This window comes from Nocardia sp. FBN12, assembly GCF_050320175.1.
In the GTDB taxonomy this organism is placed as follows: Bacteria; Actinomycetota; Actinomycetes; order Mycobacteriales; family Mycobacteriaceae; genus Nocardia.
In genome coordinates, this window is sequence record NZ_CP190048.1 from 7,236,988 (window position 1) to 7,251,894 (window position 14,907).

General features: G+C 69.3%; 8 protein-coding genes. 1 reads left to right on the plus strand and 7 read right to left on the minus strand.

Annotation, left to right across the window (positions count from 1 at the left end):
* Positions 1 to 20: 20 nt before the first annotated feature.
* Both ACQHI0_RS33945 and ACQHI0_RS33950 read right to left on the minus strand, forming a co-directional pair.
* Positions 21 to 1,220 (minus strand): isochorismate synthase, encoded by a 1,200-nt coding sequence (locus tag ACQHI0_RS33945; RefSeq protein WP_427905758.1) that lies wholly within the window; start codon positions 1,218 to 1,220, stop codon positions 21 to 23.
* A 9-nt stretch (positions 1,221 to 1,229) separates the two neighbouring features.
* Complete coding sequence (locus tag ACQHI0_RS33950) at positions 1,230 to 2,114, minus strand: SDR family oxidoreductase (RefSeq protein WP_427905759.1); 885 nt, start codon at positions 2,112 to 2,114, stop codon at positions 1,230 to 1,232.
* An 87-nt stretch (positions 2,115 to 2,201) separates the two neighbouring features.
* Here ACQHI0_RS33950 and ACQHI0_RS33955 point away from each other — a divergent pair, with 87 nt between their 5' ends.
* The gene (locus ACQHI0_RS33955) at positions 2,202 to 3,851 is read left to right on the plus strand and encodes a (2,3-dihydroxybenzoyl)adenylate synthase (RefSeq protein ID WP_427909384.1); all 1,650 of its coding nucleotides are present in this window, start codon (positions 2,202 to 2,204) and stop codon (positions 3,849 to 3,851) included.
* 97 nt (positions 3,852 to 3,948) lie between these two features.
* Here ACQHI0_RS33955 and ACQHI0_RS33960 read toward each other — a convergent pair whose 3' ends face one another.
* From ACQHI0_RS33960 to ACQHI0_RS33980, 5 genes are read right to left on the minus strand one after another with little or no spacing between them, the layout of a single operon-like run.
* A complete protein-coding gene (locus ACQHI0_RS33960) occupies positions 3,949 to 4,164 on the minus strand; it encodes a phosphopantetheine-binding protein (protein WP_358061797.1) in 216 nt (71 codons plus the stop codon).
* A 3-nt stretch (positions 4,165 to 4,167) separates the two neighbouring features.
* A complete protein-coding gene (locus tag ACQHI0_RS33965; RefSeq protein WP_427905760.1) occupies positions 4,168 to 5,007 on the minus strand; it encodes a siderophore-interacting protein in 840 nt (279 codons plus the stop codon).
* The gene (gene entS, locus ACQHI0_RS33970) at positions 5,004 to 6,233 is read right to left on the minus strand and encodes an enterobactin transporter EntS (protein WP_427905761.1); all 1,230 of its coding nucleotides are present in this window, start codon (positions 6,231 to 6,233) and stop codon (positions 5,004 to 5,006) included. The genes ACQHI0_RS33965 and entS overlap by 4 nt, the downstream gene beginning before the upstream one ends.
* The gene (locus ACQHI0_RS33975) at positions 6,230 to 7,228 is read right to left on the minus strand and encodes an ABC transporter substrate-binding protein (RefSeq protein ID WP_427905762.1); all 999 of its coding nucleotides are present in this window, start codon (positions 7,226 to 7,228) and stop codon (positions 6,230 to 6,232) included. The genes entS and ACQHI0_RS33975 overlap by 4 nt, the downstream gene beginning before the upstream one ends.
* A 56-nt stretch (positions 7,229 to 7,284) precedes the next feature.
* Complete coding sequence (locus tag ACQHI0_RS33980; RefSeq protein ID WP_427905763.1) at positions 7,285 to 14,844, minus strand: amino acid adenylation domain-containing protein; 7,560 nt, start codon at positions 14,842 to 14,844, stop codon at positions 7,285 to 7,287.
* Positions 14,845 to 14,907 lie beyond the last annotated feature (63 nt).

Consider the following 14,907-nt stretch of genomic DNA (forward strand, 5'->3'; position numbering starts at 1 on the left):
TTCGGTGGGGTCGGCGGGGGTCAGCCGACGCTGACGGGCAGGTCGGCGATACCGAGCGGCCCGAGGATGCGCTGGAATTTGCCGGTGGTCTCAGCCAATTCGGCGGCGGGGTCGGAGGCGGCGACGATCCCGCCGCCCGCGTGGGCGAGCAGGGTGGTGCCGTCGGCGGACAGTTCGGCGCAGCGGATGCTCACCATCCACTCACCGTTGCCGTCGGCATCACACCAGCCGACCGCGCCCGCGTAGAAGCCGCGTTCGCCCTCGAGTTCGGCGATGACGCGGGCCGCCGCCGCGGTGGGTGTGCCGCAGATCGCGGGCGTCGGATGCAGGGCTACGGCCAGCTCGAGCGCCGAGGGCCCGGCGAGCGGGACGGTGGCGGTGATCGGGGTGCCGATGTGCCACATGGCCGGAGTGGCCATGAGTTCCGGTGCGGGAGTGTGGACTTCGGCGCACCGGTCGCGAAGTACGGCCGAAACCTGATCGGTGACGAAGCGATGTTCGGCCAGGTCTTTGGTGGAGGCGAGCAGGGTGTCGGCGGCGCTCCGGTCGGCGCTGCTGTCGTCGAGCACGCGGCGAGCCGAACCTGCCAGCGGATGGCTTAGGACCTGGTTTCCGGTGCGGTGCACCAGGATCTCCGGGCTGGAGCCGACGAGGTGTCGACCGGGATATCGGCCACCCGCCGCGGACAGGTCGACCAGGAAGCCGTTCGACATCGGATCCGAGGCGATCATCATGTCGAGAATGTCCAGCGCGCGAACCGGATTCGCGGAGCGAGCACGAACGGCTCTGGCCAGCACCACCTTTCGCAGCGGATGGGCGGGGTCGGCGAGGAGTTCGACGGCGTTGGCGACGCGCTGCCGGTGCTCCTCCGGCGTGGGCAGCGCCGCGTCGAATTCGAACTGCGGGAGCGCACGCGAGCTGGGCTCACGGGGGGATCCCTGCGAGCTGGGCAGGGGAGCCGCCTGCGGATCGAGCACCCGCGCACCTGGCTGGTGCGGCGCCTCGGTGATCGTCACCGAATCCGGCGCCCAGAGTGCGGCCGGGGCACCGGGCGTGAACGGTAGCGCGCCGACGATGTGGCTGATCCGGCCACTGCGCAGCGCGGTGATCGCCTCGTGTGCCGAGCGGAAGACCGTCCCGCCCGCGGTGGCGGACACGGTCCGCCGCGGACGGGACAGCAGGAAAGCGGGGTCTGAGCTGTCGGTACTGATGGTGATCATTCCTCTCGGTCACATGTCGAGCGTTGCGCCACCGTCGACCCGCAGGTCGTGCATGGTGATGTGGCGGGCGTCCTCGGACGCCAGGAAGTGGACTGAGCCCGCGATATCGGCGGGAGTGGCGATGCGCCGCAAGGGGATTCCGAGGCGATAGACACTCGGATCGCCGTCGAGCAGCGCGTTCTCGGCCGCGTCGTCGACGGTGCCGCCGAACATGTCGCGCAGCATCGGGGTATCGGTGGAGCCCGGCGAAACCAGGTTCACCCGCACGCCCAGCGGCGCGACCTGCAGGGCGAGGGAGCGGGTGAACGCGGTCGCGGCGGCCTTGGCGGCGCCGTAGGCGGCCATCCCGACGCGTGGCGTGGCGGCCGCGTTCGAGGAGACGACCACGATCGCCCCGCGACCGGCGGACACCATCTCGGCGGCCGCGCGCTGGGTGACCAGCATCGTGCCGGTGGCATTGACGGTCAGGCAACGCGCCCAGTCCTGGGGGTCGAGCTCCAGCGCGGAGCCACCGACCATTAGTCCGGCCGCGTGCACGACGACATCGGGCGGCCCGTATTCGGTGACGAGACGGTCGAAGGCCGCGCGCACGGAACCGGCATCGCTGACATCGACCTCGACGCCGTGAACAGATTGTGTTGGCGCATAGGCTGTTCCACGCGCCCCGGTCGCGGCGCCCCGAGCGGCCGACGTCGACACGGCATCGGTGTCGCGCGAGAGGCGGCCCCCGGCCGACGCCGCCACTGCCGCGGCGGCCGTGTGTACGGCGGGGTCGCGGTCCCACAGGGAGAGGACCCGGGCTTCACCGGCGAAACGGGCGGCGATCGCGGCGCCGATGCCCCCCGCGGCGCCGGTGACGACAACGATCCGCCCTCTGGACTCACCACTATGCATGAGGTTAGCCTAACCTGATTTCATCGTCGGGTGGTTAGCTTCCCTCACAGCTTCCGGCGAGGAATTCCGAAGACCCGCTGGAAAGAGGTGCTCGACTTGACCGATCCCGTGCTCCCCGGCTTCACACCATGGCCCGCTGAGCTGGCACAACGCTATCGAGAGCAGAACTGTTGGACCGGTGAGACATTCGGCGATGTGCTCACCGCGCGCGCGGTCGCGGCGCCGGACCGGATCGCGGTCCTCGACGACGCGAACAGCTGGACCTACGCCGAACTCGACCACCGTTCGAGCTCGCTCGCGACCGGTTTCGTCCGCCTCGGCATCGCACCCGGCGACCGGGTGCTGGTGCAGCTGCCCAACCGCGCCGAGTTCGTCGAGGTGATCTTCGCGCTGTTCAAACTCGGCGCGCTGCCGGTGTTCTGTCTGCCCGCCCACCGCAAGGCCGAGCTGGTGCCGATCGCGCAGGCCGCCGCGGCGACGGCGATGATCACCTGTGGCACTCATCAGCGATTCGATTACGCGGCGCTGGCCGCCGAGGTGCGCGCCGAGGTCGAGAGTCTGCGCCACCTGCTGCTGATCGACTGCGAGTCGCTGCCCGATGGCGCGCACGGCATCGACGAATATCGGGACACCCCTGCCGAATTGGCGGGTCCGTCGGCCAGCGATGTGGCGTTCCTGCAGCTGTCGGGTGGCAGTACCGGCATCCCGAAGCTCATCGCCCGTACCCACGACGACTACCTCTACAGCGTGCGCCGCAGCGCCGAGATCTGCGCACTCGATCACGCGACCGTCTATCTCGCGACGCTGCCGATCGCGCACAACTTCCCGATGAGCTCGCCCGGCATCCTGGGCGCACTGTGGGCGGGCGGCGCGGTCGCGATGACGCCGGATCCGACTCCGGCGACGGCCTTTCCGCTGATCGAGCGGTTCGGCGTCACCATCACGGGCCTGGTGCCCCCGCTGGCGCGGCTGTGGACCGAGCGTGCCGAGGCGGGCGAGACCCCTGATCTGTCCAGTCTGCGAGTGCTCCAGGTAGGCGGGGCGCGGTGCCAGGACGAGCTCGCCCGCCGGATCGGTCCCGCGCTCGGGGTGACCTTGCAGCAGGTGTTCGGTATGGCCGAGGGCCTGGTCTGCTACACCCGGCTCGACGACCCGATCGACGTGGTGGTCAGCACCCAGGGGCGGCCGATGTCGGAGCACGATCAGCTCGCCGTCGTCGACGACAGCGGAACCGAGGTGGCGCCGGGCGGTACAGGCAACCTGATCACGCAGGGCCCCTACACAATTCGCGGCTACTACAACAACCCCGACGCTGACGCCCGCAGCTTCACCGCCGACGGCTGGTACCGCACCGGCGACATCGTGTCCGTGCGCCCCGACGGCAACCTCGTGGTCGCGGGCCGGGCAGGCGACTGGGTGAACCGGGGCGGCGAGAAGGTGTCGGCCGAGGAGCTCGAGGCGCACCTGCTCGAACATCCCGCGGTCCGCGACGCTGTCATCGTCGGAACACCGGATCCGGTGCTGGGTCAACGTATCTGTGCCTTCGTCCAGCCGATCGATCCCGCGCAGCGACCCACGCTGATCTCGGTGCGCAAGTTCGTCCGCTCGCGCGGCGTCGCGGCGTGGAAGATGCCCGACACGGTCGTGGTTGTCGACGAATTCCCGGAAACCGGCGTCGGCAAGACCAGTCGCAAGGATTTGCGGCAGGCCCTCGCCGACGGTGCGCACGGCAACTGACAGGGCGGCTCGCAGGTTCTCGCTGACGCGGCGCCCGGCATCCGAATGGGTCGGCGGTGGCACACTGTCACCGCCGACCCGCACCCGAACGGCGCGCTCAGGCCAGCAGTTCGATCCACGACCCGAGCACGGGATCACCGGCGAGCGTGGGGAAGTCGATGTCTGCATGTCCGGCCGACCGCCATTTCTCCACGAGCGACATGATGCGTACGGAGTCGAGCCCCGCGTCGAGCAGGTCGGTATCGGTGGCCAGTTCGGATCGGTCGACGCCGAGTGCCGTGGCCACATCGGTGATGACTTGTTCGTCGGTCATCGCTCATTCCTCTCGATCGAAGTCGGCGACGCCGCGCTTCCAGTAGCCGGCGATCAGTGAGTCCTTGGGGCCGATGCCGAGTTCGCCGCGCACGACCTTGCGAATGCCACGCAGGCATCCGGCCTCGCCCGCGACCCACGCGTAAACGCGCTGTCCAGCCGGAACTTCCACGCCGCGCACGGCCTTCTCCAGTGCGTCACCGGTGCCCGGCTCGAGGTCGCCACGGTGCAGCCAGCGCACCTGTATGCCCTCGGGCGCGTCGATCTCGATCTCTTCCTCGGGTCCGGTCACCTCGATGAACGCCCAGCCCTGCGCGGTCCGCCGCAACCGTTCCAGCCAGCGCGCGATGGCGGGCAGTGCGGTGATGTCACCGACGAAGAGGAACTTGTCGTAGGACTCGGGGACGACGACGCCGCCGGGCGGGCCCGCGATGTGGATCTTGGTGCCCGGGGTCGCCGCGCTCGCCCACTCCGAGGCCAAGCCGCCGGGGTGGATCGCGAAATCGATGTCGAGTTCGTTGTCGGCGATGCTGTGGCGGCGCACGGTGTATTCGCGCGACACCGGTCGCGGGTTGCCCCACTCGAGTGATTGACCGTCGCGCGCGGGCAGGCGAAGCACGCCGTCCTCGCACGGAAAGACCAGGCGCACATGTTCATCCGGCACGTAGCTGTGGAAGGACGCGATATCGGGACCGCCGAAGGTGATCCTGAGCAGCCCGGCCCCGACGGCGACCGTGCGGATCACCTCCACTTCCTGCAGTCCGATCGGATACGGGACCTTGGCGCCGTGCTCACTGGCGAGCACTTCGGCGATGCGCGCGGCATAGCCACTGCGATCTGTCACTGCTGTTCCTTTCCGTGCAGCGGCCCGGCGGCGAGTGCCACCACGCCGGTGAGTACCAGGACCGCGACGCCGTAGATCACGAGCGCGGAGCCAGGTGCGAAGAATTGGCCGACGAAACCGGCGACCATCGAGCCGATCGCGGTGCCGGTCACCGACTGCACCATGAGCAGCCCGGCCATCCGGCCGCGCAGTTCCTCAGGCGCCTGCTGTTGCAGCAGGGTGTAGCGCAGCACGATGTTCACCGCCCTGGCCAGGCCGAATCCGGCCAGCCCGAGGAAGACCAGCGCCGCGTGCGACCACAGTCCGGCGGCGATCACCCCCAGTGGCATGAGTGCCAGCGAGATCAGCAGGGCCAAACCGTTGTAGCGGGTGCGGCTCATCCAGCCGCTGGTGAGCGAGCCGATGACAGCACCGGCGCCCGGCGCGGCGTAGAGCAGGCCGAGGGTGCCGGGGCCCGCGCCGAGTTCGACATCGGCGTAGGCGGGCAGCAGCACCAGTGGCCCGCTGACCAGCATGGCGATCATGCCGGTCAGCAAGATGATTCGAATAGTCTTGTGCTGCACGGCGAATCGAATGCCGATCGCCAATTCGCGCAGCGGGTTCTGCAGCTCGCGGGCCGGCGGTGGGGCAGGACCGATCGCGGTGATCAGTCCGACCGTGGCGGCGGTGGCGCCCGCGCACAGGAAGAACGCGACCGACACCCCCGCCTGCGCGACGAGCACACCGGCGATCGCGGGCGTGATCATCGTGCCCACGTCGGTGGTGAGCGCGGTCAAAGCGCCTGCCGCCGCGATCTTGTCGCGCCCGACGAGCATCGGGACCAGTGCCATCAGGGCCGAGCCGCTCACCCCGCCCGCGAGCCCGTCGATGACGGCGGCCAGATAGATCACCGACAGCATCGGATCCGGCAGCACGGCATTGATGCCGAGCATCAGAAAGCCGAAACCTGCTGCACTGCGCGACCATTGGATCACGGTGCGCCGGTCGTAGCGGTCGGCGATCACCCCGCCGGCGAGGCTGCCTGCGAACAGTGCAGCCGCGGTGGTTGTCGCGATGCCGGCGACCTGCAGGGTCGAGCCGGTCAGTTGATAGACCTGCAACGGCAGGGCCACCATGAGCAGCCCGAGCCCGAGCACCGACACCAGCCGCGCCGCGAACGCGCACCGGAACGGACGCGAGGTCCGTAGCGGGCTGATGTCGATGAGCAGGCCGCCGACCGCTGTCACTTGAAGCGTTCCACGAGCAGATCGAGCGTGGTCATGACCGTGCGGTAGTCCGGACGCGAGCTGGTGGCGGGCAGCTCGAAGACCGTGTTCGCCTTGAACGAGGGCAGCGACGCGTACATCGGGTCGGCCCGCAGCTCAGCCAGGCTCCGCCCGCCGTTGAGCGGGATCATGAACAGCACGGGCGCGTCGACGGCGGTGTTCAGCAGCTCCGGGCTGAAGCTGATGAAGTCGGCGCTGCCTTCGCGAGCGGGGTTGCCCGCCTTGGCTTCGAGCTGCTGATCCAGGGTGAACCCGACCTCCGACAGCAGCGTGGGCAGTGCGGCGGTCGGCACGAACGCGGTCGGCTTCTGGCTCTTGAGCGACTGCATGATCACGGTGTTGCCCGCGGGCGCCTTGATGGCGGCCTTGGCCTTGGCCAGCTTGTCCTTGTAGTTGGTGATCAGCTGGTCGACCTTGGACGGCTTGCCGACCACATCGGCGATCACCCGCAGCTGGTCCTGCCAGTAGGTGGTCTCGGTCGGCACCAGCACGGTCGGGGCGATCGCGCTGAGCTGGTCGTAGGCGTTCACCGACTGCTGGGCCGGGTAGCCCTGGCCGCCGCCGATGATCAGGTCGGGGCGCTGGGCGGCGATGAACTCCAGGTTGATGTTCTCGCCGGTCGGCAGGGCCTTCGTGCCCTGCTTCGCCGCGTCCTCGGCCCAGCCGGTCGGGAACTCGCCGGGCTTGCTTGCCACGCCGAGCAGGCGCGGGTCGGCGGCGACGACGGGCGCCTCGAGGTCGTAGAGGTAGCCGGCCAGGGTGCCGTTGAGCACGACGATCCGCTGCGGATCGGCGGGCACGGAGACGGTGCCCTTCGGCGTCTGGACCTCGCGCGGACCGGTGGGTGCGGCGGTGTCGCCCGAGGAGCTACTGCAGCCGGTGAGCGCTGCGATCAGCGCGAGAACCAGCAGGGCGAGGGTGGCGCGGAGCCTGCCCGATGATCGTGTGGTGAACATGGAAGGGGTTGTCCTCATCTTTCTTTTCGAACGGTGAAAAGCGGTGTGCTGCATGCTCAGCCGCTGATCACCGGGTCTGTGTCGAGAAGTGCCGCGATCTCGGCCCAGCCGGCGGGCGACACGATCTCGAAGTGGGAGTAGGGCAGTCGGCGCACCACGAGCCGGGCCTGTGCGGACTGCCAGCCCGCCAGTTGCGCCTCGGTGCGGCCGGGTGTGGTTCCGGTGTCGGCGGCGTAGAGCGCCATCGGGCCGTCGTACGCGGCCGCGGTGGACGCGGAGACGAGGCCGAGCAGGGTGGTCGCGGCTTCGCGTAGCTTCGTCACCAGTTCCGGTGCGTCCTCGGGGATTTCGGGGAGCAGCTGGTCCAGGTCGGCGGGGTCGGCAAGGGCGCGGGACGCCTGTTCGGTGAGATCGGACAGGGCGAACGCGTCGACCAGGCCGATGAAGTCGACCTGTTCGCCCGCCGCGGTCAGTGCGGCGGCCATGGCGTGGGCGATGGTGCCGCCGAGGGAGTAGCCGAGCAGGTGGTAGGGGCCGTGCGGTTGGATTCGGCGGATGGTCGACATGTAGTGCGCGGCCAGGTCGTCGATGGTCTCGGCACGGAAAGTGTTGTCGCTCAGGGTGGGTAGTTGCAGGCCGATGATCGGGCGCTCGGCGCGCAGGAGTGTCGCGAGGGGGCCGAATTGCCAGGCGGTGCCGCCGACCGGGTGAACGCAGAACAGCGGATCCCGCGAACCGGTGGGGCGCAGTTCGAGGACATGGTCGAGTCGGGAGCCCCAGGCATTCTCGAGGTCCGTGCTTTCCGCCGTTCGAGAGCTGTTGTCGCTCTGCGTGATCCGGTCGGCGAGGGCTTGTGGTGTCGGCGCTTCGAACACATCGTCGAGCACGACCGCGAGCCCTGCCCGCCGCAGCCTGCCCATCACCCGCACAGCCGTGAGGGAGTGCCCACCTGCCTCGAAGAAGTCGGCGTCGGCACCGATGTCGGCGGTGGAGAGCACCGCGGCCATTGCCGTGCGGATGGTGCTGACCAGGTCGGTGTCGTGGTTGCGGCCGGTACTGGTCGCGGTGGTGTCGCCGACGGCAATCAGATCGCGGGCGCTCGGCGTATTCCGCGGCCTGTGCCGGGTATCCGCGGGCATTTCGGGCGATGGCCCAGCGTTACTCGGTGCGGCCGTGAGGTTCTCGGCACCGTAGACCGCGTAGGTCGGGACGGGCAGGGCTTTGCGGTCGATCTTCTCGCTCGTCGTGCGGGGGATGTGGTCGAGGACGACGAACGCGGCGGGGACCATGTAGGCGGGCACCCGTGCTTGTAGGCCGGACCGGACGGTGGCGATGTCGATCTCGGTGTCCGCCTTGGCGACCAGGTAGGCGACGAGGCGTTGATCGCCGGGGGTGTCCTCGCGCAGGATCACCGCGGAGTGGGCGACGCCGGGGCAATGCAGCAGGGCCGCTTCGATTTCGCCGAGTTCGATGCGTTGACCGCGCAGCTTCACCTGGCTGTCGGCGCGGCCCACGTAGTCGAGTTCGCCGTGCGGGCCCCAGCTCGCGAGATCGCCGGTGCGGTACATCCGTTCGCCGTTACCCAGCGGGTCGGCGACGAACGAACCCGCGGTTCGGCCCGGACGCGCTAGGTAGCCGCGCGCCAATTGTGTTCCGGTGAGGTACAACTCGCCGATCACCCCGGCCGGAACCGGGTGGAGTTCGGTGTCGAGGACGCGTACGTCGGCACCCGAGGCCGGTAGGCCGATCGGGACATTGCCGCTGTCGGCGTCGGAGGTCTCGTGGTGGGTGATGCAGACCGCGGCTTCGGTGGGCCCGTAGAGGTTGTGCACTCGGGCGCCGGTGAGCGTCCTGATCCGCTGTGCGGTCGGCGGGGGCAGTGGTTCGCCACCGGTGATCACGCAGCGCAGCGCGGTGCAGCCGCTCAGGTCGGCTTCCTCGGCGAGCACGGTGAGCATCGACGATGTCAGCTGCACCATGCCGACCCGCTCGGTCGCCATCAGGTCGGCGAGATAGTGCGGGTCGCGGTCGAGTCGCCCGGAGACCGGTGCGGCGACGACGCGTGCGCCGACCAGCAAGGGCCAGAACAGTTCGAGCAGGGAGGCATCGAAAGTCGCCGCGGTGCGGTACAAGACGGTGTCGCCCGCGCCGAACCGGTGCCGTCGCTGCATCCACTCGAAGGTGTTGACGATCGCCTCGTGCGAGACGCTCACGCCCTTCGGTTCGCCGGTGGAGCCCGAGGTGAACAGCAGGTACGCGGCATTGCGGGGGAGCAGTGGTGCGAGTCGGTCGAGGTCGGTGATCGAGGTATCGGCGAAACCGGACAGCTCCAGTGCTTCGACGTGCGTCACCGGCGCGCGATCGGTCCGGAAGCCGTCGACCGCGGTGGTGAGAACCAGTGCGGCGGCGGATGTTCCGAGGATTCGGTCGGCGCGTTGCGCGGGACTGTGCGGGTCGAGCGGCAGATAGACTCCGCCGGCTCGGCACACAGCGTGCGCGGCGACGATCGAATCGATCCCCCGAGTCATCGCCACCGCGACCACAGTTTCGGGCTGGACACCCTGGTCGACGAGCCATCGCGCGAGCCGATGGACCCGGCCGCCGAATTCACCGAACGTGATCGTCACGCCGTTCGCCGTGACGGCAGGCGCGTCGGCGGCGATCGGTGCTGCTGATGACCAGTCGGCCAGCGTGCTGCCGTGTGTTTCCGACGGCATCGCGGCGGTCATGGTCTGCCCGACGGTGCCGTTGAGATCGGCTGCCAGCGTGGACAATACGGCTGCGAGCCGATCGCTCAGCCGCGCGGCGACCTGACCCGCCACCTCGGCCGGGTCGTGGTGCAGCATCAGCGTGAACTCGGCCCCTGGCAGCGCGGTCACCGTGACCGGGAAGTCCGTCAACCCGTCCACATCGACGTCGAGGACCTGAACCCCACCCGGGTCCGGCTGTAACAGACCGGCTTTCGGGAAGTTCTGGAACACGACCAGCGAATCGAACAACCGCCCGATCCCCACTGCCCGCTCGATGGTGGCCAACCCGAGATATCCCCGAGCCTGGCCGTCGAACGACGTCTGCTGCAGGTCACCGAGTTGCTCGGCCACCGCGCGACCGGCCTCGAGCGAGACCCGCACCGGAACGGTATTGCTGAACAACCCGACCATCCCGCCGACCCCGGCCAGATCGGCGGGCCGCCCGGAAACCACGGTCCCGAACACCACATCGGTGCGCCCGAAGTGATCCGCCAGTACCATCGCCCACGCGCCCTGCAGCACCGTGTTCATGGTCAGCCCGTGCTGCCTGGCGTTCTCGGCCAATGCCGTCGCCACGTCAGCCGTGAGCGGAACCCGCAGTCCGACGGGGCGCTGTCGCGCTACGGCTGCCGGATCGGTGCGCGGCGCGTCGGTGCCGGTCGGTGCGAGCGAAGGGGACGCGGCCGGAGCGGGCGCGGAGGTAGCGGTGTCGGCGAGCAAGGTCGGCGCGCGCAGGCCCGTGAGGTTCTCGGTCCACCAGCGCAGGGTGGCGGTGATGTCGCGGGTGGCCAGCCAGGCGAGGTAGTCACCGAAGTAGGCAGGGGGCGCGAGGGTTTCGCCGGTGTAGCGGGCGAGGGTCTCGCGGACCATCGTCGGCACCGACCAGCCGTCGGCCAGGAGGTGGTGGGCGATGAGGACCAGCCAGTGCGAGGTGTCGGTGAGGCGGATCAGGAGGCCGCGGATCAGTGGCGGGTGGTCGATGTCGAACGGTTCGGCACCGGCTCGCTGTATCGAAAGCCGTGCTTGCGCTTCGGGATCGGTGCTGTCGCGTAGATCCTCGACCTGCCACGAGACGCCCGGTGTCCGCGGAACGATCTGCACCGGCTGGTCGAGCTGTTCGTAGCTGAACGCCGCGCCGAGGTTCGGATGCCGCCGCAGCATGTTCGCGAACGCCGCACCCATCCGCTCCGGATCGACCGCGCCCGCGAGCGTGAACCGCGCCGTCATCGTGTAGACGTCGTCGGCACCGTCACGCAACGCGTGGAACAGCAGTCCCTCTTGCAACGGGGATAGTGGCAGGACATCGGCGACCGGGCCGTAGGTGGCGCTGAACTCGTCGACGTCGGTCTGCGAGAGCGCTGGGATCAGGTGGCCGGGTGCCGCGGGCAGGGACGATGCGACCTGCGTGTTCGACGTGCCTGCCGCCCCGGAGCTGTTGTCGACCGATGCCACCGCCTGGGTTGCCGACTCGGGTGAGCCGTTGCCGGGCTCGGTAGCGCGTGACCTCGGCGCGGAGTTCGACGCCGGTGCCGATATCGATCCGGAACTCGGCGATAGGCCCTGGATGGCGCCGGGGAGAACTCCTTCGGCGGCTGGAATCTCGGCTGCGTCGGCGGCCAGCACCGCGAGGCTGTGGCGGGTCAGTAGCTGCTGGGGGAGGAGGGTCAGGCCCTTGGCGCGCAGGGTGCTGCTGACGGTGATGGCGGTGATGCTGTCGCCACCGACGGCGAAGAAGTCGTCGTCCATGCTGACGTTGTCGAGTCCGAGCGTGGCCGAAATCGCCTTGTGGACAGCATGTTCAGCTGTGGTTGCCGGCGCGCGCCCGGCCTCGCCGGTCGCCGGGTCCGGAAGCGCGGCGCGGTCGAGTTTGCCGTTGACCGTGGTCGGCAGTGCGTCGAGGACGACGAGCCGCGCGGGCACCATGTGCTCGGGAACCAGGTCGGCCAGACGGGTACGGGCGTCCGAGGTATCGAGGGTGCTGGTCGCGGCGACTACGTAGCCGATCAAGGTGGGGCGACCGGCGATCTCACGGATATCGGCTGCCGCGCTACGGATCTCGGGCAGACCTTCGAGCGCCGCCGCGACATCGCCGAGTTCGACTCGGTGGCCACGGATCTTCACCTGGTTGTCGACCCGGCCCAAGTATTCGTAACCGAGCCCGGGGACCCAGCGCGCCCGGTCGCCGGTGCGATACATCCGCGCTCCCGGCGGACCGTACGGATCGGCGACGAAGGACTGTGCGGTAGTGGCGAACCGGCCGAGGTAGCCCCGCGCGATCTGCGGACCGGCGAGATAGAGCTCGCCCACCTGCCCATCGGCGACGATCTGCAATCCGTTGTCCAGCAAGTGAACCCGCGAGCCCGCGACCGGCAACCCGATCCGCGGACCAGCGCCGTCGATCGGCGCGCCGAGCACATCCACCGTCGCCTCGGTCGGTCCGTACAGGTTCACCGCGGCGAACCCACCGCGCTCGATCGCGCCCCACAGCTCCGCCGAGCAGGCGTCGCCGCCGATCACCAGCGTCAGCGGTGCTGTCTCACCGATGCTGTCCGCACTCGCGAGATCCGTCGCCGTCGAGACCTGTTCGACGGCTTCGGGCTTCCGGGCGATGGCGCCCGACTGTGCGGGTGACCGCGATTCGCTGGTCAAGCCGTGTTCCAGCAGGGCCGCGATCAAGGACGGAGTGCCATCGACAACGTCGATGCCGTCCTTGGCGAAGGCGTCGACCAGGGCGGCCGGGTCGCGCCGCGTATCGCTGTCGTACACGTGGATTCGGTGTCCAGCGGTCATCCACAGCAACGGATCGAGCGACGCGTCGAACGCGAAGGACGTGGTGTGCGCGATGGTCAGCTGACGGTCGCCCGCACGGCTCGCGGCGGCGCGGTAGATCCCGGCGTGGTGGGCGGCGACGAGCGCCGCCAGCGAGCCGTGCTGAACGACAACACCTTTCGGCTGCCCGGTCGAACCCGAGGTGTAGATGACATACGCCGCGTGCGCCGGCCGCACTGCGATCCCGCCGGCCGTGAACTGACCGGTGCCGGGGTGGTGTGGGTCGCGGTCGGTGGACGCGTAATCGTCCAGCCTCGCGCGCAAGCCTGCATCGTCGATCGCGACGGCGTCAGCACCGAGCTGGGCCGCCAGCTCGCCCGTACTGAGCACCACAACGGGCGCCGCGTCCGCGATCGTCGCGCGCAGCCGGGCGACCGGATGCTCTGGATCAAGGGGCAGATAGGCACCACCGGCCCGCCACACGGCCAGCAGCGCGACGACGAATTCCACATCGCGGGGCAGCGCGAGACCGACGATCGCATCCGGTCCGACCCCGGCCTCGCACAGGAATCGCGCGAGCCGGTTCACCCGGAGCCGAAGTTCGGTGGCGGTGTACGCCGCCTGCGCCGAACTCAGCACCACGGTGTCGGGTTGCTCGGCGAGCACCCGTTCGAGAATGTCGGGCACCATCGAGACGGGCTGCTCGTCGTCAGACGCCGAATCAAGCAGCCGCATCGCCATGGAACGCGCATCGAGCAGTCGCGTGCGCTCGGCCGGGTCGAGCAGCTCGAGCGCACCGACCGCGATCTTGTCCGAGCCGGTGAAAGACTCGATCACCCGCACCAACCCGGCGACCCGCCCCCGCACCGTGTCCGCGTCATTGGTCCGCGCATCGGATTCGAAGCCGAGCAGCACCGTGCCGTCGGGCAGCGGGGTGACGGTCAGCCCGAGGTCCTCGGGTGGACCGCCCGCCACGTTGCGCAGGACACCACGCGCACCGTCGAAATCGAGCGTGAAGTCGAAAACCTTGAGGTTGATGCCGATTCCGTGCAGGAGTTCGCCCGCGCCGTGACCGTGGAAGTCGCGGGCGAGGTCGTCGCCGCTGTAGCGCTGGTGTGAGCGGGTCTCGCGCAGGGTGTCGGCGATGCGCGGGCCCAGCTCGCCGAGCCGGTCGCCGGAACGCACCGGCACCCGCAGGGGCAGCACGTTCACCGCCATGGCGGGGGTGCGCAGCGCGGCGCGGCCGACCCGGCCCATCAGCAGCATCGAGACCACGACATCGCCGGTGCCGAGCAGACGGTGCAGGAACGCGGCGTAGCAGGCGACGAGTGCGTCAGCCCAGGTGATGCCGTGCCGTTCGGCGCTGTCGCGCAGTGCCGCGAGCAGGTCGGAGGTGAGGATCGCTTCGGCGCGGATCGTCCGCTCGACCGCGCCACCCAGATGGCGACCACGACCGTCGAGATCGGGCCATGGGGTGAGCTGATCGCGCCAGTAGGCGCGGTCGGCCTCGAATTCGGGACCGGCCCGATAGGCCTGTTCCTCGGCGACCAGCTCGGCGATGGTCCCGAAAGTATTTTTCGGCGAAGGCTTTCCGCGTCGGAGGGCGGTGTAGTGGGCGGCGACCCGGCGCGAGAGCAGCGCCGCGCTGTACCCGTCGACGATGAGGTGGTGGTAGAGCTGCACGCACCAGACCACGCAGTCGGAGATCCGGATCAGCGTGTAGTTGTACAGCTGCCGGTCGACCATGCCGCGACACCGCTCGGCAGCTTGCGCACGCTCGAGCGCCACCGCCTCGTAGGCCAGCGCCATCGGTTCCGCCGCCGCGCGCAGATCGACGGTCGGGCGGAGCTGTGCCTCGGTCTGACTGACGAATTGCCGTGGTCCATCGGCGGTTTCGACGAATCGCAGCCGCATGTTCTCGGCCTCGGTGACGGTGCGGCGGATCGCCTCGCTCAGCAGCTCGACATCGATCGGCGCGTCGCCGGTGATCTCCAGTACCTCGCCGACCAGGTAGCGCCCGGACTCGGGATCGAAGCGCTGGGCGTTCCAGATGCCGAGCTGCGGTCCGGTCAGCGGTAACTCGAGACCATCAGTCACGGCAACTCCCTCCCTCGTCACATTCACAAACAGTTAGGTTAGCCTAACTTAACTAATTGTGGA